Source organism: Streptomyces roseochromogenus subsp. oscitans DS 12.976 (assembly GCF_000497445.1).
GTDB classification, from domain to species: Bacteria; Actinomycetota; Actinomycetes; order Streptomycetales; family Streptomycetaceae; genus Streptomyces; species Streptomyces oscitans.
In genome coordinates this window covers 8,019,010-8,044,220 of record NZ_CM002285.1, presented here as the reverse complement: position 1 = coordinate 8,044,220, position 25,211 = coordinate 8,019,010, and the positions used below count along the sequence as shown (strand labels likewise).

Annotated in this window: 23 protein-coding genes; 9 read left to right on the top strand and 14 right to left on the bottom strand. The window is 71.2% G+C overall.

Annotated elements, in window-relative coordinates; all coding sequences use genetic code 11:
- Positions 1 to 222: 222 nt before the first annotated feature.
- Positions 223 to 615, bottom strand: a complete 393-nt coding sequence (locus M878_RS84510) for an ankyrin repeat domain-containing protein (RefSeq protein WP_023552180.1) — start codon at positions 613 to 615, stop codon at positions 223 to 225.
- A gap of 311 nt (positions 616 to 926) precedes the next feature.
- Between M878_RS84510 and M878_RS84505 the strand changes: the two genes are divergently transcribed.
- Both M878_RS84505 and M878_RS84500 read left to right on the top strand, forming a co-directional pair.
- On the top strand, positions 927 to 1,121 hold the full coding sequence (locus M878_RS84505; RefSeq protein ID WP_031226700.1) for a hypothetical protein: 195 nt from the start codon (positions 927 to 929) through the stop codon (positions 1,119 to 1,121).
- A 31-nt stretch (positions 1,122 to 1,152) separates the two neighbouring features.
- Positions 1,153 to 2,757, top strand: coding sequence for a membrane protein (locus M878_RS84500; protein ID WP_023552177.1), 1,605 nt, complete (start codon positions 1,153 to 1,155; stop codon positions 2,755 to 2,757).
- 279 nt (positions 2,758 to 3,036) lie between these two features.
- On the opposite strand, the gene M878_RS84495 is transcribed toward M878_RS84500, so the two are convergent.
- Entirely contained in the window at positions 3,037 to 4,542 is a 1,506-nt protein-coding gene (locus M878_RS84495; protein WP_031226699.1) for an SCO1417 family PLP biosynthesis transcription factor, read from the bottom strand.
- Between the two features lie 102 nt (positions 4,543 to 4,644).
- Here M878_RS84495 and yczE point away from each other — a divergent pair, with 102 nt between their 5' ends.
- The 4 genes from yczE (at position 4,645) to M878_RS84475 (ending at position 8,137) form a co-directional block, all read left to right on the top strand.
- The gene (gene yczE, locus M878_RS84490) at positions 4,645 to 5,298 is read left to right on the top strand and encodes a membrane protein YczE (protein WP_023552175.1); all 654 of its coding nucleotides are present in this window, start codon (positions 4,645 to 4,647) and stop codon (positions 5,296 to 5,298) included.
- Complete coding sequence (locus M878_RS84485; protein ID WP_023552174.1) at positions 5,295 to 6,071, top strand: glycerophosphodiester phosphodiesterase family protein; 777 nt, start codon at positions 5,295 to 5,297, stop codon at positions 6,069 to 6,071. Before yczE ends, M878_RS84485 begins: the two co-directional genes overlap by 4 nt.
- A gap of 55 nt (positions 6,072 to 6,126) precedes the next feature.
- Positions 6,127 to 7,473: an MFS transporter gene (locus M878_RS84480; RefSeq protein ID WP_023552173.1), complete on the top strand. Its 1,347-nt coding sequence runs from the start codon at positions 6,127 to 6,129 to the stop codon at positions 7,471 to 7,473.
- Between the two features lie 289 nt (positions 7,474 to 7,762).
- Positions 7,763 to 8,137: an RNA polymerase-binding protein RbpA gene (locus M878_RS84475; RefSeq protein WP_003977404.1), complete on the top strand. Its 375-nt coding sequence runs from the start codon at positions 7,763 to 7,765 to the stop codon at positions 8,135 to 8,137.
- 99 nt (positions 8,138 to 8,236) lie between these two features.
- On the opposite strand, the gene fxsA is transcribed toward M878_RS84475, so the two are convergent.
- From fxsA to M878_RS84455, 4 genes are all read right to left on the bottom strand, one after another.
- A complete protein-coding gene (gene fxsA, locus M878_RS84470; protein WP_023552172.1) occupies positions 8,237 to 8,794 on the bottom strand; it encodes an FxsA family membrane protein in 558 nt (185 codons plus the stop codon).
- 206 nt (positions 8,795 to 9,000) lie between these two features.
- Positions 9,001 to 9,810 (bottom strand): polyprenol monophosphomannose synthase, encoded by an 810-nt coding sequence (locus tag M878_RS84465; protein ID WP_023552171.1) that lies wholly within the window; start codon positions 9,808 to 9,810, stop codon positions 9,001 to 9,003.
- 555 nt (positions 9,811 to 10,365) lie between these two features.
- A complete protein-coding gene (locus M878_RS84460; protein ID WP_023552170.1) occupies positions 10,366 to 11,988 on the bottom strand; it encodes an amidohydrolase in 1,623 nt (540 codons plus the stop codon).
- 82 nt (positions 11,989 to 12,070) lie between these two features.
- Positions 12,071 to 12,511 carry an Lrp/AsnC family transcriptional regulator gene (locus M878_RS84455; protein WP_018548954.1) on the bottom strand — a complete coding sequence of 147 codons (441 nt, stop codon included), beginning with the start codon at positions 12,509 to 12,511 and terminating at the stop codon, positions 12,071 to 12,073.
- Between the two features lie 244 nt (positions 12,512 to 12,755).
- On the opposite strand from M878_RS84455, the gene M878_RS84450 reads away from it, so the two are divergent.
- The gene (locus M878_RS84450) at positions 12,756 to 13,193 is read left to right on the top strand and encodes a hypothetical protein (RefSeq protein ID WP_023552169.1); all 438 of its coding nucleotides are present in this window, start codon (positions 12,756 to 12,758) and stop codon (positions 13,191 to 13,193) included.
- 22 nt (positions 13,194 to 13,215) lie between these two features.
- Here M878_RS84450 and M878_RS84445 read toward each other — a convergent pair whose 3' ends face one another.
- The 3 genes from M878_RS84445 to M878_RS84435 all read right to left on the bottom strand — a co-directional run bounded on the left by M878_RS84445 (position 13,216) and on the right by M878_RS84435 (position 16,959).
- Positions 13,216 to 14,310, bottom strand: a complete 1,095-nt coding sequence (locus M878_RS84445; protein WP_023552168.1) for a phosphotransferase family protein — start codon at positions 14,308 to 14,310, stop codon at positions 13,216 to 13,218.
- A gap of 33 nt (positions 14,311 to 14,343) precedes the next feature.
- Positions 14,344 to 15,444 carry an Rv3169 family protein gene (locus M878_RS84440; protein WP_023552167.1) on the bottom strand — a complete coding sequence of 367 codons (1,101 nt, stop codon included), beginning with the start codon at positions 15,442 to 15,444 and terminating at the stop codon, positions 14,344 to 14,346.
- Between the two features lie 342 nt (positions 15,445 to 15,786).
- Positions 15,787 to 16,959, bottom strand: coding sequence for an acyl-CoA dehydrogenase family protein (locus tag M878_RS84435; protein WP_023552166.1), 1,173 nt, complete (start codon positions 16,957 to 16,959; stop codon positions 15,787 to 15,789).
- 381 nt (positions 16,960 to 17,340) lie between these two features.
- On the opposite strand from M878_RS84435, the gene M878_RS84430 reads away from it, so the two are divergent.
- Positions 17,341 to 18,573 carry a glycoside hydrolase family 18 protein gene (locus M878_RS84430; RefSeq protein ID WP_023552165.1) on the top strand — a complete coding sequence of 411 codons (1,233 nt, stop codon included), beginning with the start codon at positions 17,341 to 17,343 and terminating at the stop codon, positions 18,571 to 18,573.
- A gap of 186 nt (positions 18,574 to 18,759) precedes the next feature.
- Here the strand turns inward: M878_RS84430 and M878_RS84425 are convergent, their stop codons facing one another.
- The 5 genes from M878_RS84425 to M878_RS84410 all read right to left on the bottom strand — a co-directional run bounded on the left by M878_RS84425 (position 18,760) and on the right by M878_RS84410 (position 24,047).
- Positions 18,760 to 19,413, bottom strand: a complete 654-nt coding sequence (locus tag M878_RS84425) for a TetR/AcrR family transcriptional regulator (RefSeq protein ID WP_031226696.1) — start codon at positions 19,411 to 19,413, stop codon at positions 18,760 to 18,762.
- 92 nt (positions 19,414 to 19,505) lie between these two features.
- Positions 19,506 to 19,646, bottom strand: coding sequence for an SCO1431 family membrane protein (locus tag M878_RS96865; protein ID WP_023552163.1), 141 nt, complete (start codon positions 19,644 to 19,646; stop codon positions 19,506 to 19,508).
- 165 nt (positions 19,647 to 19,811) lie between these two features.
- Complete coding sequence (locus M878_RS84420; protein WP_023552162.1) at positions 19,812 to 21,182, bottom strand: peptidase C39 family protein; 1,371 nt, start codon at positions 21,180 to 21,182, stop codon at positions 19,812 to 19,814.
- A 320-nt stretch (positions 21,183 to 21,502) separates the two neighbouring features.
- On the bottom strand, positions 21,503 to 23,044 hold the full coding sequence (locus tag M878_RS84415) for an amino acid permease (protein ID WP_031226695.1): 1,542 nt from the start codon (positions 23,042 to 23,044) through the stop codon (positions 21,503 to 21,505).
- A gap of 46 nt (positions 23,045 to 23,090) precedes the next feature.
- Positions 23,091 to 24,047: a hypothetical protein gene (locus M878_RS84410; protein ID WP_023552160.1), complete on the bottom strand. Its 957-nt coding sequence runs from the start codon at positions 24,045 to 24,047 to the stop codon at positions 23,091 to 23,093.
- 197 nt (positions 24,048 to 24,244) lie between these two features.
- Here M878_RS84410 and M878_RS84405 point away from each other — a divergent pair, with 197 nt between their 5' ends.
- On the top strand, positions 24,245 to 24,928 hold the full coding sequence (locus tag M878_RS84405; protein WP_023552159.1) for a uridine kinase family protein: 684 nt from the start codon (positions 24,245 to 24,247) through the stop codon (positions 24,926 to 24,928).
- The last annotated feature ends 283 nt before the right edge of the window (positions 24,929 to 25,211 follow it).

Sequence of the window (25,211 nt, the reverse complement as noted above, 5' to 3'; positions counted from 1 at the left end):
GCCCGCCGTCTCTTGCTTGCTGTAGACCATCTCTCTGCCTCTCGTCTGTGGCCCATGCGGACCGCATCACGGCCCGCGCGGCGCGGCAACACCTGCCCAGCCATCGCGTCCGTGAATCACGTCGTCATGATGACCCGCGGTGTGTGCTGCCGCGACCGTATTTCCGGCGGCCCTTTACCGCCTCCCCCGTTTTCCGTGTCGTACCTGCTCAGGACATGCGCGTCAGTGCGCGCCGAACAGCTCCAGGAGTTCCGTCTTGCCGAACATCCGGGCGGTGTCGACGGCCGACGGCGTCCCCGCCGCGGGGTCGGCACCACCCTCCAGGAGTGCCTTGATCACTTCGGTCTCGCCCTTGAAGACCGCGCCCGCGAGCGGGGTCTGGCCCCGGTCGTTGATCTGGTCCGCCGCGGCGCCCCGGGCGAGCAGGGCGCGCACCGCCTCGGCGTGGCCGTGGTAGGCGGCGAGCATCACCAGGGAGTCACCGCGGTCGTTCGTGAGGTTGGCCGGAACGCCGGCGTCGATGTACGCCACCAGCGCTTCGGTCTGCCCCTGCCGGGCCAGATCGAAGATCTTGGTCGCCAGCTCCACGACCTCGGGGTCGGGGGCTTCGCTCATCGGCCGGACCACCTCTCCTGGAAACTTCGGGGACTTCGGGGAGCGTACGGCACCGAGCGGAACACGGCCGTACGAGTGAATCGCCAGCGTACTGGCTCGCGCGGCACATGACCCGATGTGCCCGAGGTAAAGATCAGCATCAGCGGCCGCCAGAGGCAAGACCGCGTCACGACCGGGCCGGAACCACTACGCAAACTGAGTGGAATAGAACGAAATTCACCCAGTTGCACCTTTAATAGTATGGATACATCCTGTGATCCTGGAAGAACTCATGGTGACTGTCCCCCACCTTCGACACCAGGAGGCCCGAAATGATCCTCTCCGTCTCAGGCGTCATGCTGCTCGGCGTCGTCGTCTTCCTCTTCTTTCGCAAGGACGGCCTCAAGGGCACACACGCCTGCACTTCGGCCCTGTTCGGCTTCTACCTGGCCAGCACGGGCATCGCCCCCAGCATCAAGGCCGGCGGCGAGAGCCTGGCGAGCCTCCTCGGCGGCATCAAGTTCTGACCCCGCCCACACGCATCACCAGGAGACAGCAGTGGCCCGGCGTCCCCTCCCCCGCATCCTGAGCAAGGACAGCGCCCAGATCGCCCGGATGCAGATCGCCCGGAGCCGGGAACTGGCCCGGACCGCGGCCGACAGCGCCACCGACGTCCTCCACCCGCTGATCACCGTCACACGCGGGCTGCGCCTGCTGGCTGCGGCCGGGCGGCGCAGATGGGCGGACACGCCCAAAGACAAGCGCGGGCCGCTGCTGTTCCTGGTGGCCTCCCTGATCCTGGCCGTGGCACTGCTGCCGTACGGGCCGCTGCTCGCCGTCATCGCCGTGATGGGGACGGCGGCCTGGCAAGGCCGCGACCGCACCCCGCCGGCCCCCGAAGGGCCCGACGAGTCCCAGACCGAACGGCTCCAGACCCTCTACGAGGCCCTGGTGCCGTACTTCTCCAACCCCGAGGACCCGGCGCCGCTCTACACACACGGCGGGGAGTGGGAGAAGGCCGTTCCCGCCCACGAGTTCGACGACGACGGCCGCGTCGCTCATCTCGTCATCCGCTACCCCGCCTACTTCCCGGACGGCGAGCACGAGGCCCGCGCGCGGATCGAGCAGCTGCTCACCGCGAAGGCCGGGCGGGGCCGCGAGTACCGCTTCGCGTGGGACGAGGAGGGCAACCAGCTCACCGTCACCGTGCTTCCCCCGCTGCCCGCGGACATCCCGGCCCAGCACTTCGTCACCGCGCCCGGCGAGACCGTCCTCGGCTTCACCGACCCGAGCGAGATCCAGCGCACGCTCCCCCTCTCCTACGGAGAGGAAGAGATCGACGTGCCGCCGGTCGTCTGGCGCACCGGCGTCCGCTCCACCGAACCGCACCTGCTGGCCATGGGCCACCCCGGCACCGGCACCTCGACCCTGCTGCGCTCCATCGCCCTGCAGGCCCTCCAGTACGGCGATGTGCTGATCGTCGACGGCGGCGGCACCGGCGAGTACGCCTGTCTGACCGGCCGGAACGGGGTGCTGGCCGTGGAGTGCGCGCTGCCCGGGGCGCTGGCGAGCCTGGAGTGGGCCGCGCAGGAGACCGAGCGGCGGCTCATCGCCATCAACCTGGCCCGGCAGGCGGGCGATCCGCCGCCGGCCGACGCCCGGCGCGCGCTGTGGATCCTGGTGGACCGCCCGTCCGTCTTCACCCACCTCGCTGCGGCGGACGGCCGCAGGGACCCGCAGGAGCTGCTCCAGGTGCCGCTGCGGCACGGGCGCGCGGCGAACGTGACGGTCGTGGTGGCCGAGCAGTTCGACGGCGCGGAAGGGCTCGGCGACGCGGTGCGGCAGCACACACGCGCGCGTGTCGTGCTCGGGCCCGCGACAACCAGGCAGGTGGAGGCGGTGCTCGGGGCTCCGCCGCACACCACGCCGCTGGGGCAGGTGCCGCCGGGGCGGGGGTATGCGCGGCTGGGGGCCGGGCCGGTGCACCGGCTTCAGGTGCCGCGTACGCCGGATCCGTACGACGACGCGACGAGCGACGCGGACCGGCAGGCGGTGCTGGAGTTGCTGCCGGCTCGGGCGGCTCCGGTGGAGGCGGAGCCGCAGCGGACGGATCTGACGAAGCCGACGGTGTCCGCGGAGGCTGGGGTTGCCGAGAGTTCGTGAGGCGCGCGGTGTGCTGGTGCGGGGCGGGTGTTGGGACGCTCGCCGGCGCTCGCCGGGTGCCGCTGTCTGTGGGTCTGGCGCCGCCCCAGTGGCAGGACTGCCCGCGGCTACGGCGGCACCGCAGCTCCCTGAGGGGCGCGGGGCCGTGTTTGATATGCGGCTCCGCGGCGATGAGGGTCCCCGGGTTCGAGCGAAGCCGAGAACCTGTGGGAGCGACCAGCCCACCACGCACCCGCAGTCGCCGGACCGCCACGCGCCCCGAGCTGCTAGGCGCGCCGTCTAAGCCACAAACGTACGCGGCGCCTCAGTCCCCCCCGTACCCCCCGTCTCCACCAGCCGAGCCGCCGCGGCCAGCCGGACCGCCGCCTCCTCCGCCACCGCTCCCCCCACCGTGAACGGAAGCCGCACATAGCCCTCGAAGGCGCCGTCCACACCGAAGCGGGGCCCGGAAGGGACGCGGACGCCGGTTCGCTCGCCGGCTTCGGCGAGCCGGGAGCCGGACAGGCCGCCGGCCCGGACCCACAGGGTCAGCCCGCCCTTCGGGATCTCGAACTCCCAGGTGGGCAGTTCGCGCCGGATCGCCGCCACCAGCGCGTCCCGGTTCTCGCGGGCCTGGGCCCGGCGCAACTCGACCGCCTGCTCCCAACCACCCGTGCTGAAGAGCCAGTTGACGGCGAGCTGCTCCAGCACCGGCGTACCGAGATCGGCGTACGCCCGCGCGGCGACCAGACTGCGGATGACGTCCGGCGCCGCCCGCACCCAGCCGATGCGCATGCCCGCCCAGAACGCCTTGCTGGCCGAGCCGACCGTGATGACGGTCGAGCCGGCCGGGTCGAAGGCGCAGACCCGGCGCGGCATGGCGCCCGCGTACTCCTCGTCCACCCACAGCTCGGTCATCGTCTCGTCGGCGACGAGCACCGTGCCGGCCGAGCGTGCCGCGTCCACCAGCCGGCGCCGCTGGTCCTCGTCGGCGAGCGCACCGGTGGGGTTGTGGAAGTCGGCGACCACGTAGGCGAGCCGGGGTGCGGCCTCGCGCAGGACCTGGCGCCAGCGGTCCATGTCCCAGCCGGACAGGCCCTCGGCCATCGCGACGGGGACCAGACGCGCGCCGGCCTCGCGCATCAGCTGCAGGATGTTGGCGTAGGACGGCGATTCGACGGCGATGCGTTCGCCGCGGCCCGCGAAGAGGTGACAGATCGCGTCGATGGCGCCCATCGCACCGGTCGTCACCATGATCTGCTCGGGCATGGTGGAGATCCCGGCCGCGGTGTAGCGCTCGGCGATCATCGAGCGCAGCGCGGGCAGGCCGGCCGGGTAGTCGCCGTGCGTGTGGGCGTACGGCGGCAGCTCCTCCAGGGCGCCCTGCACGGCGCGGGTGAGCCACGGCTCGGGGGCCGGCAGCGAGGCGCAGCCCAGGTCGATCATCGAGCCAAGGGCCTCGGGAGGCAGGGGTTCGAGGCCCCGGGCGGGCAGCGGGTTGCCCGCCGGTACGGCGGTCCAGCTGCCGGCTCCGCGCCGGGACTCCAGGAAGCCCTCGGTGCGCAGCGCCTCGTACGCGGCCGCGACGGTGGTGCGGCTCACGGAGAGGGCGAGGGCGAGTTCGCGTTCGGCGGGCAGCCGCGCGGCCACCGGGACGCGCCCCTCGAGCACCAGTAGCCGGATGCCGTCGGCGAGGGCGCGATAGGCGGGCGGACGGCGGGTCCCGGGGCCGGCCGGGCGCTCCTGCTGGGAGTTGAGGAGCCGGGCCAGCTGGGCGGCCCCCATCGCTGAGGTCCACTGCGCCATGACGATCAGTCCACCTTCCCCGAATTGGCCATGGATGGCATTCCATCCCAAGCCACAGAGTGACATGCGTCAGGCCACTGTCACCACCCAGGGGGGTACCTCATGTCCGTTCGCAGCCATCTCGTACGACGGCTGATCCAGCTGTACGCCGGGCTCGCGCTCTACGGTGCGAGTGCCGCGCTGCTCCTGCGGGCGGGCCTGGGCATGGAGCCCTGGGGCGTACTGCACCAGGGGCTCGCGGAGCTGACGGGGCTGACCATCGGGGTCGTGTCGATCATCGTCGGAGCGGCGGTGCTGCTGCTGTGGATCCCGCTGCGCCAGCGCCCGGGGCTCGGCACGGTCTCGAACGTCTTCGTCGTCGGCCTCGCGATGGACGGCACGCTCGCGCTCGTCCCGGACGCGCACTCCCTGGCCGTACGCGTGCCGTTGCTGCTCGCGGGTATCGCGCTGAACGGCGTGGCGACCGGCTTGTACATCTCGGCGCGTTTCGGGCCGGGTCCGCGCGACGGGCTCATGACGGGCCTGCACCGGCGCACCGGCCGCTCGATCCGGCTGATCCGGACCGGGATCGAGGTGGCGGTCGTGGTCACCGGCTTCCTGCTGGGGGGCACGATCGGTGTCGGCACCGTGCTGTACGCCGTGTCCATCGGGCCGCTGGCGCAGCTGTTCCTGCGGGTGTTCGCCGTCCCGGCGGCATCGAGCCGCAGCACGGTCGTTGCCGAAGCGACACCGGATCGGGCGATACTGCGTTCGTGAGCCTCACGACACCGCCCAAGCGCCACCCGTACCTCGACCACCCGGGCCCCATAGCCTTCGCCCACCGGGGAGGGGCCGCCGACGGGATCGAGAACACCGTGGCGCAGTTCCGGCGCGCGGTCGACATGGGCTACCGGTACATCGAGACCGATGTGCACGCCACAGCGGACGGCCGGCTCGTCGCCTTCCACGACTCGACCCTGGACCGGGTCACCGACGGCGCGGGCCGCATCGCGGACCTGCCGTGGACGGACGTACGGCAGGCACGCGTGGGCGGCCGTGAACCGGTGCCGCTGTTCGAGGAGTTGCTGGAGACCTTCCCCGAGGTCCGCTGGAACGTCGACGTCAAGGCGGAACCCGCCCTGCGGCCCCTGCTGGACCTGATCGAGCGCACGGACGCCTGGGACCGGGTCTGCGTGGGCTCCTTCTCCGAGGCCCGGGTGCTGCGCGCCCAGCGGCTGGCCGGACCGCGGCTGGCCACCTCGTTCGGCACGCGCGGCGTACTGAGCCTGCGCCTGCGCTCATGGGGGGTGCCGGCCGCCGTGCGCCGGTCCGCCGTCGCCGCGCAGGTGCCCGAGGCCCAGTCGGGCGTCCCGGTGGTCGACCAGCGCTTCGTCCGCGCCGCCCACGCGCGCGGGCTGCAGGTGCACGTGTGGACGATCAACGAACCGGAACGGATGCACCGGCTTCTGGACCTGGGAGTCGATGGCATCATGACCGATCACATCGACACGTTGCGCAAGGTCATGGAAGACCGCGGCGTCTGGGTCTGACCACCCGGCCGCCGGGCCCGAGCCTTCGCAGTTGAACGGGGAAGCGAGGGCACGGGTGGGAACCGACACCGTGCGGACACGGGCGGCGGACGAGACCGCCGGTCTGCGCCGCGAGCAGCGCGGCTGGTACTTCTACGACTGGGCCTGCTCGGTCTATTCGACGAGCGTGTTGACGGTCTTCCTCGGGCCGTATCTCACGGCCGTCGCCGAGCGGGCCGCGGACTCCGACGGCTATGTGCATCCGCTGGGTGTCCCGGTCCGGGCGGGCTCCTTCTTCGCCTACTCGGTGTCCCTGTCGGTGATCCTGGCCGTCGTGGTGATGCCGCTCGTGGGCAGCGCGGCCGACCGGACGGGCCGCAAGAAGCCGCTGCTCGCGGCGGCGGCGTACACCGGGGCCGCCGCGACCACGGGCATGTTCTTCCTGGACGGCGACCGGTATCTGCTCGGCGGGGTGCTGCTGGTGGTGGCCAACGCCGCGCAGTCGGTCGGGATGATGCTCTACAACTCCTATCTGCCGCAGATCGCCCCGCCCGAGCAGCGCGACGCGGTCTCCTCGCGGGGCTGGGCCTTCGGCTACGCGGCGGGCTCCATGGTCCTCGTCGCCGACCTGGTCCTGTACTCGGCGCACGACTCCTTCGGCCTGACCGAGACGGCGGCGGTCCGCATCTGCCTGGCCTCGGCGGGCTTGTGGTGGGGTGCGTTCACGCTCGTGCCGCTGCGCAGGCTGCGCGACCGGCACGCGCGCGTGGAGCGCGCGACGGCACCCGGGCTCCGGCAGCTCGCGGCGACGGTCCGGGACCTGCGCCGGTACCCGCTGACGCTCGGCTTCCTGCTGGCGTACCTCATCTACAACGACGGTATCCAGACGGTGATCTCCCAGGCCTCCGTCTACGGCTCGCAGGAACTGGGCCTCGGGCAGTCGACGCTCATCGTGGCCGTGCTGCTGGTGCAGGTGCTGGCCGTGGCCGGCGCGCTGACGATGGGCCGGCTGGCCCGGACGTACGGCGCCCAGCGCACGATCCTGGGCTCGCTGGTGGCCTGGACGGTCACCTTGGCGGCCGGATACTTCCTCCCCGCGAAGGCGCCGGTGTTCTTCTTCGTGCTGGCCGCCGGGATCGGCCTGGTCCTGGGCGGCAGCCAGGCCCTGTCCCGCTCGCTGTTCTCCCACCTCGTACCGCCCGGCAAGGAGGCCGAATACTTCTCGGCGTACGAGATGAGCGACCGCGGGATGAGCTGGCTCGGGCCGCTGTTGTTCGGCGTGACCTACCAGCTGACCGGGAGCTACCGGTCCGCGATCATCTCGCTGGTGGCCTTCTTCGTCATCGGATTCGCCCTGCTCGCACGGGTCCCGGTGCGGCGGGCGATCGCCGAGGCGGGCAACCCGGTACCCGGGAAGATTTAGCATCGATTTAGCGCTCAACCCGAAAGGGCGGTAGTGTACGCCTTTGGCCTGCCAGGCGTACCGTTACTGCGCGTCAAAGATGCCGAAACGCTGGGTGACATCTGCTAGCAGATGTGACAAACCGGGCGCTGGTGGGTACGACATTTGTCAGCAAGGCTGCGGCTACGACGGCGACGCATGACCCGGAACGGGACACGGAACGGGAATCTTTACCGCCGACCGGACGTTGACCGGATGACGACGACAGCGACACCTGTCCTGTGGGCGACAAGCCCGGGAGGCACGATTCATGAGTGAGCGAGCTCTTCGCGGTACGCGCCTCGTGGTGACCAGCTACGAGACGGACCGCGGTATCGACCTGGCCCCGCGCCAGGCCGTGGAGTACGCATGTGAGAAGGGGCACCGTTTCGAGATGCCCTTCTCCGTCGAGGCGGAGATCCCGCCGGAGTGGGAGTGCAAGGTCTGCGGGGCCCAGGCACTCCTCGTCGACGGCGACGGCCCTGAGGAGAAGAAGGCCAAGCCCGCGCGTACCCACTGGGACATGCTGATGGAGCGGCGCACCCGTGAGGAGCTCGAAGAGGTCCTCGAGGAGCGCCTGGCGGTTCTGCGCTCGGGGGCGATGAACATCGCGGTTCACCCCCGGGACAGCCGCAAGTCGGCCTAGTCCCTGCGGGGCCGGGCCGGGATACAGCGCACGTTCAACAACAGCGGGCGCCGTACGTGATGCACGTACGGCGCCCGCTGTTTGTGTGTCCGAAGCGCCTCAGCGCGTCAGCGGCGGGTACTGCTCCCCCGGCTCCGGCCGGTCGTCCTCCCTGATGACCTCGCCCTGGACGACCTTGCCGTCGGGGCGGTGGATACGGGCCTGCTGGAAGGCGTCGCCGAAGCTGCCCGGGGCCGCCGTGCGCAGCCTCTTGTCCAGGGCGTTCTCGGCGTACCGGCTCACGGCCTTCTGGACCGGCGGGATGAGCAGGAGCAGGCCGGCCACGTCGGAGACCAGACCGGGGATCATCAGCAGCAGGCCGCCGAGCATCATCAGGCCGTTGCCACCGCCGCGCTTGGGCGAACCGCCCTGCTGCAGCGCCTCGTTCAGGCTCTGGAAGGCGCGGCGGCCGGCCCGCTTGATGACCACGGAGCCGGCCACGAAGCCCGCGACGAGCAGCAGAAACACGGCGAACCCGCCGGCCGCGCCCGCGACCAGGGTCAGCAGCCAGATCTCCAGCACCAGCCAGGCGGCGACCCCCAGCGGCAGATACCTGCGCAGCCGGGAGCGCTGGGGCCGGGTGGTGGGGTGCGGAGAGGTCGGAGCGCCAGTCGTCATGCTCCCAGTGTGCCTGGCGGCGGCTCAGCGCGAGATAAGCGGGACAAGGGGACCGATCAGCCCGGGCTGTGCGACGCGCCGAAGCGGGAGCGCCGACGACCGACGACAACGCGCTGAGGGCGCCCCCGCGCCCCCAAGGCAGTGAGGGAGGACGTGCCTGCCCCCGCGTCTGCGACAGGATCCGCCGGACAGGCCCTAGGCCAGCCCTAGGCCTGCTTGGCAGCCCGGCCGCCGCCCAGGCTCTTGAGCTTGGCGATACGCTCCGCGGCGCCCCAGGCGGTGACCCGCCACAGCGCCTCGACGAGGATGTTCTTGCTCATCTTGGAGTCGCCGAGTTCGCGCTCGACGAAGGTGATCGGGACCTCGACCACGTGGAAGCCCGCCTTGACCGCACGGCGGGCCAGGTCGACCTGGAAGCAGTAGCCCTGGGAAGCGACCTCGTCCAGGCCCAGACCCTGCAGGGTCTCACGGCGGAACGCGCGGTAGCCGCCGGTGATGTCGCGCAGCGGCAGGTCGAGGGCGAGCCGGGAGTAGAGGCTGCCGCCGCGGGAGATGAACTCGCGGGACTTGGGCCAGTTCACCACGCGGCCGCCGGGCACCCAGCGGGAGCCGAGCACCAGGTCGGCGCTCTTGAGGGCGGTGAGCAGCCGGGGCAGTTCCTCGGGCTGGTGGGAGCCGTCGGCGTCCATCTCGACCAGCACGCCGTAGCCGTTCTCAAGGCCCCAGCGGAAGCCCGCGAGGTAGGCGGCGCCGAGGCCCTCCTTGCCCTTGCGGTGCATGACCTGGACGTTCTCGTCCTCGGCGGCCAGTTCGTCGGCGAGCTTGCCGGTGCCGTCGGGACTGTTGTCGTCCGCGATCAGTACGTGCGCCTCGGGGACGGCCTTGCGCACTCGGCCCACGATGGTCTTGATGTTCTCCGCCTCGTTATAGGTCGGAATGATCACCAAGGCCGTGCCGAGCGGACCGAACTGCCTCCCCTGGTCGTTGGCCGCCAGGGTCCCGTCGCCGTCGTTCACTGCTGCCCCTTCTGGTCGTACGCAGGGGTCCACCATAGTGGTCGCGTCCTGGCGTCACGCACCCGGTCGTTCGTATCGCGGTGTCGATTCCGCAAGAGAGGGGTAAGAATGCGCTTTTCGGCTCCTTCACGGCGTGCCGTTGTGGTTCCCCCGCCACGGCGGATGGGGGCCCGGCGCCCTTCGGGCCGACCTGGGACCCGCTGGCTGCGGATCGACCGAAAGCCGTTGTCTACTGAGCGCACGGGCCCCACCCGGGTCACACCTTGCCGGGCCGGAACGTTCCCTCGGCGGCGCGGGCGCTGAGCCTGGCTCCCAGTGACGGTGCCCCGGTGCGGCACACCGTCCCTGACCCAGCGGCGCTGCGACGAGTTGCACGAACGCTCCCCGGTCGGGCGTCCGGTGGTGGACTCGGCCGAACCTACCGGCCCTCGGCCGTCGACTGTCAACAGCCCTCTGAGCTGCTACGACGGCCCAGAAACCGGGTTCGTCGGCGAGGATGCGCAGGTCGGGCGGCGGGGCGCCGGCGGCCGATCGCCACCGCGCCCCGCCCGTAGATCACTCGCCCGGCCCTACGAACACCGTCCGTCCGCCCACCACGGTGCGCAGACAGACCGGCAGGTCGTGGTCCGGGGTGAGGTCGGGCAGGCCGGGCGTGCCGGAGCGCGGGTCGGTCGACCAGCGGGCCACCCGGTCGTCGGGGGTCTGGACGACCAGTTCGCCGGTGCGCCAGACGGCGTAGTCGGCGGGTGCGCCCGGCACCAGGACGCCCGCGTCGTCCCGTCCCACGGCCCGCCAGCCGCCGCGCGTGTGCGCCGTGAAGGCGGCCCGCACGGAGACCCGGTGCTCGGGCGTGTGATGGAACGCGGCGGCGCGGACGGTGCCCCACGGGTCGAGCGGGGTGACCGGACTGTCGGAGCCGAAGGCGAGGGGCACGCCCGCGCGCAGCAGGGCCGCGTAGGGGTTGAGGGTACGGGCCCGCTCGGCGCCCAGCCGCTGGGCGTACATGCCGTCCTCTCCGCCCCACAGCGCGTCGAAGGCGGGCTGCACGGAGGCGGTCAGGCCCAGCTCGGCGAAGCCGGCGACCGTCTCGGGGGTCAGCATCTCGGCGTGCTCGACGCGATGGCGGGCGGCGCGGATCCGGGCGAGGCCGAGCTTCTCGGCGGCGGCGCGCACGCCGTCCACGACGGCGCTCACGGCGGCGTCGCCGATGGCGTGGAACCCGGCCTGCAGGCCCGCCTCGGTGCAGGCGACGACATGGGCCGCGACAGCCTCGGCGTCCAGGTAGGCGGTGCCGCAGTGATCGGCGTCGGCGTACGACTCGTGCAGGCAGGCGGTGTGCGAGCCGAGGGCGCCGTCGGCGAAGAGGTCGCCGGCCGCGCCTGCGGCGCCCAGTTCGCGTGCCCTGGCCACGCCTTCATCGGCTCGTTCGGCCCAGTAGCCGACCACTCGGGGGCCGGGCGCCTCGGCGGCGAGCTTCAGCAGACCGGTGAAGTCGTCCTCGGAGGAGATCTGCGGGCCGCCGCACTCGTGCACCGAGCCGATGCCCAGGGAAGCCGCGTGGGCGAGGGCGGTGCGCTGGGCCTCGGCGCGCTGGGCCGGGGTGATCGCGCCGAGCGCGGCCTGGCGTACGGCGTGGTGGGCGTCCTTGGTGAGCGGGGCGTCCGTGCGCGGGACGTCGCCGGCGACCAGGTCCAGCAGGGCGGTGGTGACGACCGCCGAATGCACGTCGATACGGGAGAGGTACAGCGGGCGGCCGCCGGTCGCCTGGTCGAGTTCGGCGCGCGTCGGCGGGCGGCCGCCGGGCCAGCGGGCGGCGTCCCAGCCGTGGCCCAGCAGGACGCGGTCGTCCGGGCGGGCGGCGGCGAAGTCCCGGACCAGAGCGAGGGCCGCGTCCAGCGAGGGGGCGGCGGAGAGGTCCAGGCCGGTCAGGGCGAGACCGGTCGCGGTGGTGTGCACATGGGCGTCGGTGAAGGCCGGGGTGACGAGGGCGCCGTCGAGGTCGATCACCTCGTCCACGCCGTCGGCGAAGGCGTCGGCGGCGCCTTCTGAACCGACCCAGGCGACTTGGCCGCGCTCCACCACCATCGCCGTGGCGAACGGGTCTGCGGGGCTGTGCACCTCTCCTCGGCGCAGGAGGACGGTCTTGGGGGGCTCGGGGTCGGCGGTGCGGTCGCTCATGGCGGACAGTTTCTCTCGCCGCCGGGAGTCGGCCGCGCCCGGGTCGTGCCGAAGAGGCACCCGGGACTGCCCGCAGCGGTGGTCAGATCCGCGGCGGGCGGGCCTCGTACGGTGTCGACAGCACGACCGTGGTACGGGTCGAGACGCCCGCCAGGGATCGCAGCCGGGCCAGCAGTTCCTCCAGCTCGTGCGGAGTCGCCACGCGCACCTTGAGGATGTAGTTCTCGTCGCCGGCGACGCTGTGGCAGGCCTCGATCTCGGGGACTCCGGCGAGGCGGTCCGCGATGTCGTCGGGGGCGCTGGGGTCGAACGGTTTCACCGAGATGAACGCGGTGAGCGGAAGCCCGACGGCCTCGGGGTCGACCACCGCGGCGTAGCCGCGGATGACGCCACGCTGTTCCAGCCGGCGCACCCGCTGGTGCACGGCCGACGTGGACAGGCCCGTGGCCTTGCCCAGGTCTGTGTAGCTCATCCGCCCGTCCTTGACGAGCAGCTGCACGATCTGTCGGTCCAGCTCCTCCATGGCGCCAAAACCTACAGTGCGCTTGATCCCCTGGGATAGCCGAGAGCGCAGGTCATAGCCGGTTCGATACAAAAAGCACCGCATAAGGCCCGCACCGCGCACCTGCATCCGGCATGTGACGAACGACACACACCCCGAGCAGGCTCCGTGATGTTCTCGTGATTACCGCCGAGAGCGGACGGGAAGTGCTTGCTGTGGTCGAGGCCGCAGCGCCTTCACGGCCCAGCCTTAGGGGGAGAATCCCATGCAGAGTGTCCATCACCCTGGTCGATCCACGTCCAAGCGGCAGCAGCAGGCCGTCGAGCCCGAACCAGAGGGTGTCGAACCCGACGTCCTCGATGACGAACTGGACGCCTACGACACCTTCGAGGGGTACCGGGTGATCTGCCCGGACTGCGCGCAGCCGATCGCGCTGCTGGCGGACGAGGAGGTCCTGCCGGAGCACGCGCTGTGCGCCTCGCCCTGGAACCCGTTCGGGCTCACGGTCTGTGCGGGCACAGGCCGTTCGGCCGCCGGGGCCCGCCCCGCGGACGAGTCCGCCGAACCGCAGGAGCAGGACACCGCCCTGCTGCTGACGCTCCCCCAGGGTCTGAACTGGCGGACGCAGCCCTTCTCGCACGTCGGCGGCCCGGGCTCGCGCCCGATGCGTGTACCGGCGATGCGCGGCCAGGCCGCCGCCTGAGCCCCTCCCGACCGGGCCCGGCTCAATCCCAGTACGTGCCCTGCACCATGGCGCGCAGGCTGTCGTGGTGCAGGATCAGCGTGTCCGGGTCCGCCGGGACGGCGGCCTCCCCGAAGTACGCCTGGCGGTAGGCGATGCGCAGCATGACGATCGCGTGCCGCAGGGCGGCGTAGAGGGTGTGGAAGTCCATGTCGCGCGGGGTGTGGCCGGTCAGGCGGGCGTAGCGGGCCTCGACGCGGTCGCGGCGCAGGAGGTCGGGCAGTCCGCGCTGTCCGGAGGCGACCGTGAGGTCGTGGAAGAAGCGGTGCAGATAGATGGCCCAGCCGAGGTCGACCTCGCGCGGGGCGAGCGCCGCCATCTCCCAGTCCAGGACGGCCACGGGGTCGAACCCGTCGTAGACGATGTTGCCGATGCGTGCGTCACCCCAGCTGAGGACGGGTGTGCCGGGATCGCTCGGCCACAGCTGTTCCAGCCGGTCGAAGGCGGCCTCGATGAGGGGTGAGCGGGGCAGTCCGTCGATCACCCAGGCGTAGTAGGCGCGTTGGGCCGTGACGTGCCGGCGCAGGGTGTCCCCGGCACCGGGCGGGGCGAGGAACTCGGCCTCGGTCGGCGGCACTTGGTCGTGCAGGCGGGCCAGCAGTGAGACGGTCGCGGCCTCCAGGTGTGCGCGCTCGGCGTCGCTCGCCGCGTGCAGCCAGCTGCCCTCGTAGGTGTACGGCATGACGTCCGGCGGCACGCGCCCGGCGACCCGCTCCATGACGAAGAACGGCACCCCGAGCGGGCCCGGATCCTCCTCCAGCCACAGCGCGCGGGGCACGGGCACGTCCGTGTGCTCGGCGACCAGCCGCAGGGTGCGGTACTGGCGGGCCATGTCGTACGCGGGGAAGACGGTGTACGCCGCCGGGTCCGCCGCCAGCCGCAACACGCAGGCCTTGCACGGCGCTCCGGGGTGCTCGATGTCGAACAGCAGGGTTTCGCTGGACATGCCGTTGGAGGCCGGGACGGTGACGCCGACGGCCTTGGCGCCGGGCAGCCGGGTGCCGAGCCAGGCGGTGAGGCGGCGCGTCAGCTCTTCGGGGTCGCGGGTGGTGGTGCGGGGACGGGGTGCCGTGGCCATGCGGGGCTCCTCCCTCGGGGTACGACCGAAGTCTCAGGACGCGACCGAGTCGAAGCCGGTGAAGCCGCTCGGGTCGTGCCGGCCGAACGAGCCGTGTTCGAAGATGCCGTGACCGGTCTGCCCGTCGAGCCGGAAGCGGGCGGAGTGGTCGGTGACGCCGTAACCGGCCAGCAGGTGGGGCAGGGTCATGTCGTAGGTACGGCGGTCGGTCCAGCCGGGCCCCCGCCACATGCCGTGCTGCCAGTCGTCCGCCGGCGGATAGCCCGCGCCGAGCGCGAGCGGCGAGGAGGCCAGGATCTCGACGTCCAGTTTCTGCGGGCCCCGGGCGTCCCCCAGATGGATGACCGCCCGTTCCGGGTGGCGGGTGCCGGAGCGGTAGTCGATCTCGGCCTGGGGCCAGCCCAGTTGGCGGTCGGGGCGGCCGGGGCGGACCAAGGTGGCGTCGTTCAGGGAGCGGTAGCCGTCGGCGTCCTCCTGGGCGATGACCATCAGGAAGCGGTCCGCGAAGCGGACCGGGCACCAGATCCAGTGGAAGCCCTCGGTGGGATGGTCGGCGGCGAGCCGCCCGCCGTCCTCGCCCGGCACCGGCCGCACACCCCAGCTGCGGTCCCGGGTGCCGGTCCAGTCGTCCGCGGTGACCCGGAACTCCGCTCCCGCGGCCCGGATCACGCCCTCGGCGGTGCCGGCCTGGACGAAGCGGCGGCCCTCCAGGGTGAGCCGGTCGCCCCGGCGCTGCAGATGGTGCGGCTCCCAGAGGGCCGGGAAGGCGGCCGTCCAGGTGAGGTCGTACGACAGCTGCTCGTCCTCGCAGATCAGGCGCAGTTCGTGGAGCGGCCGCGGGACCTCGATGCGCAGCGGGCCGACGGCGAGCCGCATCCGGTCCTCGCCCAGGGCGTCCGAGGCGCGGACTGCGTGCAGGGTGTCCCCGGTGCGCAGGGTGGCGTAGGCGTCGATCACGCCCAGGTTGGGGTAGACGCCGAGGCCGAGGATGAGCAGGGCGCGGCCGGCGTGGTCGAAGACGTGGAAGATGCAGCGGTCGTAGGCGTTGCGGTCACCGGTCGCCACGTGCTTCATGGACAGCGGTACCTGGTGCACCGGGTACTCGTCGAGCGGTACGGGACGGTCGTCGGCCACAGGCACCCCCTGAGCGATGGTCGGCTGACGGTACGTCAGATGACTTCAGGAGGCCAGAGCACGGTTGGGACGCGCCTGAACTGACGCCCGATTCCGGCAGGCGGTGACCTGTCCGACCCGTTCTGCGTTGCCCAGGTATGACCCCCACGTACTGGGCCACCGGGCGTCAGAGCCGCGTCTTCGTCCCCCGCCCCGCAGAATCGCTTCCGCCGCCCGTGCCGCAGGACCCGCCCATCTACCTCGATCTCATGCGGACCTGGGCCGACCGGGGCCGGACCCTGCCGGGCCGCCACGACCCGGAGTGGATCAGGCTGGCGGCCCCGACGGTCCGCACGGGGCAGTTCAGCGAGCTTCGGGTCCCGCCACGTGACGGGCGATGACCATCCGCTGGATCTGGTTGGTGCCCTCGACGATCTGCAGGACCTTGGCCTCGCGCATATAGCGCTCGGCTGGGAAGTCGGCGGTGTACCCGTATCCGCCGAGTATCTGCACGGCGTCCGTCGTGACCTTCATGGCCGCGTCGGTGCAGTGCAGCTTGGCCATGGCGGCTTGCTTGGCGAAGGGCTTGCCGGCGTCGCGCAGCCGGGCCGCGGCGAGGTAGAGGGCCCGGCCGGCCTCGATCTGGGTGGCCATGTCGGCGATCATGAAGCGCAGCCCCTGGAAGTCGGCGACGGGGTGGCCGAACTGCCGGCGCTGGGTGGCGTAGCCGACCGCCTCGTCCAGCGCGGCCTGGGCGAGGCCGATCGCGCAGGCGGCGATGCCGAGCCGCCCGGAGTCGAGGGCGGACAGGGCGATGAAGAAGCCCTGGCCCTCCTCGCCGATCCGCCGGTCGTCGCCGACGCGGACGCCGTCGAAGTGGACCTGGGCGGTGGGTGAGCCCTTCATGCCCATCTTCTTCTCGGGCGCCGCCCCGCTCAGACCCGGCGCGTCACCGGGGACCAGGAAGGCGGTGATCCCGCGCGGGCCGTCCTCGCCGGTGCGGGCCATGACGGTGTAGAAGTCGGCGATGCCGCCGTGCGTGATCCAGGCCTTGGTGCCGTTGATCACCCAGTCGTCGCCGTCGCGCACGGCCTTCGTCCGCAGGGAGGCCGCGTCGGAGCCGGAGGACGGCTCGGAGAGGCAGTACGCGCCGAGGAGGCCGCCGCCGAGCATGGCGGGCAGATGCTCGACCTGCTGCTGTTTGGTGCCGTAGGTGGCGAGGGCGTAGGAGGCGAGCGTGTGCACGCTGACGCCGAGGCCCACGGTGAGCCGCGCCGCGGCCAGCTCCTCCAGGACCTGGAGGTAGACCTCGTAGGGCTGGTCGCCGCCGCCGTACTCGGAGTCGTACGGCAGGCCGAGCAGGCCGGACTCGGAGAGCAGGGTGAAGACCTCGCGCGGGAAGCGGCCCGCGTCCTCCTCCTCGGCGGTCTTCGGCGCTATCTCGCGCTGCGCGATGTCCCGGACGAGGGCGAGCAGATCCCGCGCCTCCTCCGTCGGCAGCTGACGCTCCACCGGCTGCGGGTCGCGGTCGGACATGGCGTCGGGTCTCCTCCCTGGTCGGGCACCGGCGGTCTGGCCCGTCGGGTGGGGGCGGCTCCGCCTGGTCTTTCCGGTTGGCCGAAGGCGCCCGCTCCCGGGTCTCGGAGGCAGCTGACCAGCGGCTGTGCGCTGTGAGTATGCCCGATCAGCGACCTCCCGTCACCAGTTAACGACCGCTTACTTCAAGAATCCAGCCGGAACCTTCCGAGCCATCGGAATCGCCGCCGGAATCGTCACCGGACCCACCCCCGAAGCAGCCGCCAAAATTGGTCCGAACCATTGACGGAGTGGTCTAGTCCTCCTACTGTGCATGACCAACGCTTTACCGCGTTCATGCCAATCGGCGCGCGTTCCCCTCCCCCCACGAGGAGACACCCGATGCACACTCCCCACCGCTCACGGCTCCGGACGCTCCTGGCCGCCGCGTGTACCACCGCCCTCGGCGCCGGGCTGCTGGCCGGCGCGGGCACGGCCACCGCGGCCGCCCCGGCCACCCCGCAGGTCAAGGCCGGCTCGAAGGTCGTCGGCTACTTCACCGAATGGGGCACCTACGACCGCAAGTACTACGTCAGGAACATCGAGACCTCGGGCTCGGCGGCCAAGCTGACCCACATCAACTACGCCTTCGGCAACGTCACCGGCGGCAAGTGCGCCATGGGCGACTCCTACGCGGCCACCGACCGCGCCTACACCGCCGACGAGTCGGTCGACGGTGCCGCCGACACCTGGGACCAGCCGCTGCGCGGCAACTTCAACCAGTTGCTGAAGCTGAAGAAGAAGCACCCGGGCCTGAAGATCCTCTGGTCCTTCGGCGGCTGGACCTGGTCCAGCGGCTTCGGCGAGGCCGCGAAGAACCCGGCCGCCTTCGCCCAGTCCTGCTACGACCTGGTGAACAGCTCCAAGTGGGCGGGGCTGTTCGACGGCATCGACATCGACTGGGAGTACCCGAACGCCTGCGGCAACACCTGCGACGCCAGCGGCCGGGACGCGTTCCGGAACGTCATGGCCGCGCTGCGGTCGAAGTTCGGCTCCGGCAAGCTGGTCACGGCCGCGATCACGGCGGACGCCTCCAGCGGCGGCAAGATCGACGCGGCGGACTACGCGGGCGCCGCCCAGTACGCCGACTGGTACAACCCGATGACGTACGACTACTTCGGCGCCTGGGACGCGAGCGGCCCGACCGCACCGCACTCCCCGCTGACCTCCTACTCGGGCATCCCGAAGGCCGACTTCGACACCTCGTCGACCATCGCCAAGCTCAAGGGCCTCGGCATCCCGGCGTCCAAGCTGCTGCTCGGCATCGGCTTCTACGGCCGCGGCTGGACCGGGGTCACACAGGCGGCACCCGGCGGCACAGCCACCGGCCCGGCGGCGGGGACGTACGAGCAGGGCATCGACGACTACAAGGTGCTCAAGACCAAGTGCCCGGCGACCGGCACCGTGGGCGGCACGGCCTACGCCAAGTGCGGCAATGACTGGTGGAGTTACGACACCCCGGCGACCATCGCCACGAAGATGACGTACAAGAACCAGCAGGGCCTCGGCGGCACCTTCTTCTGGGAACTGAGCGGCGACACCGCGAACGGTGAGCTGATCAAGGCCGTCAACTAGGGCCTGTCCGGCGCGGAGGAGGGCGGCGAGCGGGAGCGTCGGCAACCGACGACAACGCCGCGCCCTTGGGGCAGCGAGGGAGGGCGTGCCTGCCCCGCGTCTGCGACAGGATCCGCCGGACGGGCCCCAGCCCCCTGGACGGGGGACTTGGGAGCGGGGGACCACGAGCCCCCGCTCCCAGCTGTGTCAGGCGTCCCGGCGAGCCGGCTGCGGCGCCGGGTAGGCCGGGTCCAGTTCCTCGACGGCGCGCAGGGCTCCGCCGAGTGTCTTCACCAGCAGGTCGCGCATGGTGTCGCGGGACAGCTCGGGGTGGTCGATCCAGTCCAGGGTCGCGCCCTCGACGCTGCACAACCAGGAGAGCAGGCCCATCCGGGGCAGCGGAGCGATGTCGCTGCGGCCGTAGGCACCTTCGGCGATCGTGGCGATGATCGCCTCGCGCACGCCGTCCCGGATGGAGTGCACCTCGGCGTCGAAGCCGACACCACCGCTGACGATGGTGCGGTAGGCGGCCTGGTGGTGCTCGGCGTAGCGCAGATAGCCGTCGATGGTGCGGTGGACGCGGTCCACGGCGGGCAGCTCCAGTCCGCTCGCGGCGGAGGTGACCAGATCGGCGACGGAGTCCTGGACGATCGCCAGGTAATAGCCGCGCTTGGACTGGAAGTAGTAGTAGATCAGCCCCTTGGCGACATGCGCCTGGCGGGCGATGTCGTCCATGGACAGCGCGTCGTAGGACGTGTCGGCGAACAACTTCCGCCCGATGGCGATGAGTTCGGCGCGACGTGCCATCGAGCGCTCGGTACCGCGCATCCTGGGACGGACGGCGGCACGCTGATGCGGCATATTCAATTTCGACCCTGTTCCAGGCGGTCGGCGGGACATCCGCAGTATGTCAGAACATGCCGCACACGCGAGCGGTCGCGCGAGCAGTGGAGTCAGAGCAGGCCGAGCTGGGTCACGAGCATCGCGAAGACCGCCACGAGGACCCAGCCCATGACGTGCTCAAGGATCTTCGGGCCGTCTTCCTGAGGGCCGCCGGTGCGGGCGCGGGTGGCGGTGGCCGGATGTGCGGTCATGGTGTTACTCGCAGAGGTCGGACGTACGGAACGCATGGGCGGAACGCATGCACGGATCGGAAGTACGGAGCTGACCCGCATCCGACGTTGTACGGAGTGGGCCCCACCCGTTTGTCCACCTTGCCACCCTCAGCACCTTTTACGGTGATGAGCTTGCTCACACGGTCAGCGCACACCCACCGCCGCGAGCGCCTTGCGCTGGCGCGGGCTCGGGTGGGCCGGGAAGTAGAGGTAGCAGACTCCCCCGGTGCCGGAGACGACCTTGCCGGAGGCGTTGTACCGCTTGGTGCGCAGCCAGATGTTCTCGAACTCCCGCCGCAGATAGACCCGCCGTACCGCGTCGTCGTTCGGCGAGGCCGGGTCGTTGGCGATCACATCGCCGTCCGCCGTGAAGCCGATCACGGTCATCAGATGGCCGGCGGTGCCGTAGCCGGCGCCGGTCAGCTCGGTCTTCAGGAACGACTGGGACGTTATGGCGGGGATGCCCGCAGCGACGAGCGTCTCCAGGTCGGTGAGCGAGGCGAGCCGGGTGACCACACCCTGGAGACCCTGGAACGTGGCCGCGTAGGCCGCGTTGAAGGGCCAGTTGCCGCAGCCCTCGTACTGGTAGTCGTAGGTGAAGCGAGCCGCGTTGTCGACCTGCGGGTCGGCGTAGGAGGGGTCCACCCAGGCGAGTTGCTCGGGGGTGAGCCGGCCGCCCCAGTACTCGACGATCATCTGCGAGGAGGTGGGGCTGCACCAGGCCTCGCCGCCGTTGTCGTACTGCGGGTACTGACCCTTGTGGATCTCCTGCGAGTAGCGCGGGACGGACAGTTCCTGGGCGAGGCCGGGGATGGAGGCGGGCACGGTGAAGCGGTCGGGGACGTCGGAGCCCATCGCGCCGAGCCGCCACACGGTGGGGGTCAGACGGGTGCCGGGTTTGCGGTAGAGGGTGAGGCGCAGCCGGTACGACGTCAGGCGCAGGCCGGTGCTCGCGTCGTCGATGGCGAAGGTGTCGGTCGAGATGGCGCTCTTGCCGTCAGCCTGGCCGTCCACCGAGGTCCGCTTGATGTCCTGGTCACCGGCCGCCCAGCGGCCCATCACGTACCAGGGGGTCTCGGTGCCGTCGGAGTACGTGCCCCGCAGCTCGACCTGGAGCCAGGTGCCGTCGGGGGTGCGCGCGTTCCAGGAGGCGACGACCTCGGTGGCGGGGACGGCGAGGCGGTGCACCGGGGAGGTCCAGACGGCGTACTCCCAGGTGGCGGTGGTGCCGGTGTGCGGGTCGGTGTAGTCGCTGCGGCCGACGGGGGCGCCGATGACCACGCCGGGGCGGGCGCCGGAGGCGGCGCGGGTGCCCTGGGCAGTGCCGAGGCGCCACTCGCGGTACGTGGTCCAGGCGTGGTAGTCGATCGGGCGGGCCTGCGCCGTGGCGGGGTCGTCGGCGTCGGTGGCAGGGCGCTGCGCGGTGGCGGCAGCGGGGGCCGTTCCGCCAGCCACCGCCGCGGCGACGGCGACGGCGAGGACGGTTCTGCGGGACGGCTGCTGGGCTCTGCTCATGGGCGCGAATACCCCCAGGTGTCCGGGTCGGGGCTGGGCTGCTGCACGGTTCCGCGCCAACTATGGAGCAGGCGGCATGGCCCTGCCAGCACTTCGGCGCATGCGGCGCGATGAATATTGGTCTGAGCCACTGTAAGTGCGACTGACGGCGGGTTGCGCTCGTCCGCGCCGGGCGGAGTGCCGCAGGGGCGCGGGGCTGTATCGCTGAGCGGCTCCGCCGCGATGGGGGTCCCCCGGGTTCTAGCGAAGCCGAGAACTTGGGAGAGCGACCAGCCTCCACGCACCCGCACCCGGGCCGGGCACGGCGAGCAATCACCCCGTCAGATGAGATCCATCGCCGCGACCTCGTCGGGGCGGCCATAGCTGATCGGCCCCTGGAAGCGACGGCGGGCCGTGGCGAACCACCACACCGTCGCCACGACCAGGACCGCGGCCAGTGCGATCGGCGCGTAGTTGAAGGAGTCGACGGTGATCGGCGACGCCTGCGGCAGCATGAACAGGACGCTGCTGAGCACGATCCAGATCACCGCGAGCCAGCCGACCGGCCGGCCCCAGCGGCCCAGATGCCATGGCCCGGGCTGGAACTCGTCACCGAGCCGCAGCCGCAGGAAGATCGGCACGGCGTAGGCGAGGAAGAGCCCGACCACGTTGACGCTGACGATGGCGGTGAAGGCGGTGTGGGACCACCAGCCCGGCACGACCAGGGCCAGCGAGCAGGCCACGGCGAGCCACACCGCCTTCACGGGCGTGCGGGTGCGCGGCGAGACCGAGTGCCACCAGCGGGAGCCAGGCATGGCGCCGTCGCGGGAGAACGCGAAGATCTGCCGGGTGTTGCTGGTGAGGTTGGCGAGACCGCAGAAGAGCATCGCGCCGATCACGATGAGCAGCATGGCCTTGGCCGTGCCGAGTCCGAGGCCGTCGATGAGAATCTGGACCGGCGGGGCGTCCGAACCGGCCACCTTGGCGTAGTCGCCAATGCTGTAGACCAATGCCAGCATCAGGATCAGGCCGGTGATCGCCGAATAGCCGATGGCCCGCGTGATCCCCTTGGGCGCGTTGATCGTCGCGTGAACCGTTTCCTCGGACATGTGGAAGCTGCCGTCGAACCCGGTGAACGTCCAGCTCGTGACCAGCAGGCCGAGCATGCCGCCGTAAAGTCCGCTCGTGAAGCCGGTGTTGTTCTCGAAATGGGTCACGAACGACGCCGGCTGATGGTGCTCGGGCATCACTATGAGTGTGCCCACGATCACGACGAGTCCGATCAGCAACCACCACACGGAAATGCGGTTCAGTATGGCGACGAGCTGGACGGTGTAGGTGTTGGCGAGGCCCTGCACGACGATGACCAGGGCCGTGATCAGCACCGTCTGGTGCGCGGTCGGCTGGTAGGAGGGCCACTGCAGATGGATGAAGGCCTGGATGAAGGTGGCGGCCGCATACCCGGTGGCGGCGGTGCCGCCGATCTGGCCGACGAAGTTCAGCCAGCCCGTGAACCAGGACCAGGCACCCTTGTGCCGCTTTGCAAGTTTACCGGCGGAGAAATACAGGGCGCCGCTCGTCGGAAAGGCCGAGGCGACTTCCGCCATGGCCGCACCGATGAGCAGCACCATGACACAGACACCGATCCAGCCGAATACGAGAATGCGGGGGCCGCCCGCGTTCATACCGAATCCGAAGGACGAGAAAATGCCCGAGAGGATATTGATGATGGTGAAGGAGATCGCGAAATTGTCGAACGCCTGGAAGCGCCGGGTGAGTTTTCGCGGATAGCCCATCGCATGCAGGGTCGCGTCGTCGTCGAGCACGACCGCGCCTTCTCCCGCGCGGGCCTTCGCCCGTGGGGTCGACATCCGTTCCGACACAGATCGGCCTTTCTCTCGAGGGGGTGGAAAAAGGGACGAACAGGGTTCAGTCAGGGCGCGGGACGGGCAGGCCGCAGGCACGCCGGGCCCGGGAGAGCTGCTCGGCCGGGTCACCGAAGGCGCTCCAGGGCATGCGCGAGGCGTACGGGCCCATCGCCATGAACACCGCCCGGGCCTCGAACTCGCGCTGGCCCATGACCAGCGCATGCGCCAGGTAGGCCAGGTCGAGCACCGGAGTGAAGCGATAATCGGCCACCGCGGGCAGCCAGTTCTGGTAGATCGCCAGCGCGGTGGAGCGCCACTGCGGCTGTTCCCAGATGCGGTCGGCGAGCAGCTGGGTGGGGTTGTAGCTCTCCACCAGGGCCACCAGGGGCAGCAGCCGGAGGGCGGAGTCGGCGGGCGCCCGCTGGCTGAGGAAGGCGGCCACGTCCCAGGCCGCGTTGACGGAGCCGCCGTACCGCGTGAAGAAGCACGTCAGGAAGCGGTGGTGGCCCTCGCGGTGCCACGGGTCCAGCGACAGGATGTGCGAGAACAGCCGCCAGGGGCCGGGCGGAGCGGTGAGCAGGCCGTGCGGGGCCGGGTCGCGCAGCCGGTGCAGCCGGGCCATGGCGAGCTTGGCGACCCAGGGCGTGGGGTCCTCGGGAGCCATGGCGGCGGCCCGGTCGCAGGCGGTCAGCGCGATCCGCTCCAGCGCCTCGGCGCGCTCGTCGCGCGCGTCGGCGGCCCGCAGCGCGCGCTGCACCGCGACCCGGGCCCACATCAGCGCCGCCTCGGGCGTCGGCTCCTCGGTGAGCCAGCGCTCGACGAGATCGGTGCCGGCCGCCTCGGAGGCGAGGACCAGCGAGCGATGCGCGCGCAGGGCGAAGTCGGAACGCGTCTCGGCGAGCGCCTCGTGCGCGTATCGATAACGTCCGGCGCGCACATCGACGCATACGCTCGCCAGGACACGGTCGTCGGCCGCCGGATGCCACACATAGTGCCCTTCGAATAACTCCGCGGCCATGTCCCCCTACCAGTCCCCGTACGATGCACAGCAGTTGCGCTGGAGGCACCATACTCAGCGGCGGGCAGCCCCGGAACGCCGAATTCGACATATCGGTCAAGGGATTCGCGAATGTTTATCCCTGACATCGACTGGCTGCCAGCCGATGATTCAAACCACGACCTTTCCGGCCCGCCGACCTGCACGGCCCTGCCACTATGGGCCACTACTACACTGTTTCCGGAAAACCGCCCGCATCGACCCACACCTGGGGTACCACCATTCGCGACCTCGCCGCCCGGCTGCGCGGGCTTCCCCCCTCCCTCGGGCCGGTCCGGCTGATCGGTGTCGACGGGCACGCCGGCTCGGGAAAGTCCACCTTCGCCGGGCACCTGGCCGCGGCCCTCGGCGGGGCTCCGGTGCTGCATCTCGACGACATCGCCAGCCACGAGCAGCTCTTCGCGTGGACCGACCGGCTCATGGCCCAGGTGATCCGCCCGCTCGCCCGCGGCGAGAGCGCGCACTACACGCCCTACGACTGGCGCGCCCGCCGGTTCGCCGCCCCGCGCCCGCTGCCGGCCGCACCCGTGGTCCTCGTCGAGGGCGTCGGCGCCGGCCGCCGGGCACTGCGGCCGCATCTGGCCCTGCTGCTGTGGATGGAGTTGTCCCGGGAGGAATCCTGGACGCGTGGGCAGGTGCGGGACGGGGCGGAGCAGCGGGAGTTCTGGGACGGATGGGTCGCGGCGGAGCGCGCGCACTTCTCCTCGGACCCCTCGCGCCCCCATGCCGATCTCCTGGTGCTGCAGACGCCGGCGGGGTACGAGGTGCTTCCGGGGCCAGGGTCAACCCCTGGGTTGGACCAAAGCGTGACCCAGAGTGACGGACCGTCCTCGTTGTGGTGAAGTTGTGAAGACCCTTGTGGGCGAACTTCTCAGAGTGCCCCAACTCGGCTTGACCCGGGGGCCGTACAGGTCTTACGTTCTCAATGTGCGGTGATTCGGAGCCGCCCACAGACGCGAAGCCCCCGGTTGTTCCCCCGTGATCGGGGGCTTCGTTCTGCTCATCCGCACTTTTCCGAGCGTCCCCCGCACCGATCCGCTCACCCTGGGTCACGAAGCGGCGTGCGCCCCGTCTGCTCCCACCTCGTCAAACGGCCTGTGCGGCACCCTTCGGCACGCGGTCGTC

Coding starts and splice junctions, on each gene's coding strand:
- M878_RS96865 (WP_023552163.1), bottom strand. CDS start 19,646: ATGACCGCACATCCGGCCACCGCCACCCGCGCCCGCACCGGCGGCCCT.
- M878_RS84505 (WP_031226700.1), top strand. CDS start 927: ATGATCCTCTCCGTCTCAGGCGTCATGCTGCTCGGCGTCGTCGTCTTC.
- M878_RS84450 (WP_023552169.1), top strand. CDS start 12,756: ATGCAGAGTGTCCATCACCCTGGTCGATCCACGTCCAAGCGGCAGCAG.
- M878_RS84405 (WP_023552159.1), top strand. CDS start 24,245: ATGGGCCACTACTACACTGTTTCCGGAAAACCGCCCGCATCGACCCAC.
- M878_RS84425 (WP_031226696.1), bottom strand. CDS start 19,413: ATGCCGCATCAGCGTGCCGCCGTCCGTCCCAGGATGCGCGGTACCGAG.
- M878_RS84455 (WP_018548954.1), bottom strand. CDS start 12,511: ATGGAGGAGCTGGACCGACAGATCGTGCAGCTGCTCGTCAAGGACGGG.
- M878_RS84445 (WP_023552168.1), bottom strand. CDS start 14,310: ATGGCCACGGCACCCCGTCCCCGCACCACCACCCGCGACCCCGAAGAG.
- M878_RS84430 (WP_023552165.1), top strand. CDS start 17,341: ATGCACACTCCCCACCGCTCACGGCTCCGGACGCTCCTGGCCGCCGCG.
- M878_RS84410 (WP_023552160.1), bottom strand. CDS start 24,047: ATGGCCGCGGAGTTATTCGAAGGGCACTATGTGTGGCATCCGGCGGCC.
- M878_RS84460 (WP_023552170.1), bottom strand. CDS start 11,988: ATGAGCGACCGCACCGCCGACCCCGAGCCCCCCAAGACCGTCCTCCTG.
- yczE (WP_023552175.1), top strand. CDS start 4,645: ATGTCCGTTCGCAGCCATCTCGTACGACGGCTGATCCAGCTGTACGCC.
- fxsA (WP_023552172.1), bottom strand. CDS start 8,794: ATGACGACTGGCGCTCCGACCTCTCCGCACCCCACCACCCGGCCCCAG.
- M878_RS84435 (WP_023552166.1), bottom strand. CDS start 16,959: ATGTCCGACCGCGACCCGCAGCCGGTGGAGCGTCAGCTGCCGACGGAG.
- M878_RS84420 (WP_023552162.1), bottom strand. CDS start 21,182: ATGAGCAGAGCCCAGCAGCCGTCCCGCAGAACCGTCCTCGCCGTCGCC.
- M878_RS84510 (WP_023552180.1), bottom strand. CDS start 615: ATGAGCGAAGCCCCCGACCCCGAGGTCGTGGAGCTGGCGACCAAGATC.
- M878_RS84475 (WP_003977404.1), top strand. CDS start 7,763: ATGAGTGAGCGAGCTCTTCGCGGTACGCGCCTCGTGGTGACCAGCTAC.
- M878_RS84495 (WP_031226699.1), bottom strand. CDS start 4,542: ATGGCGCAGTGGACCTCAGCGATGGGGGCCGCCCAGCTGGCCCGGCTC.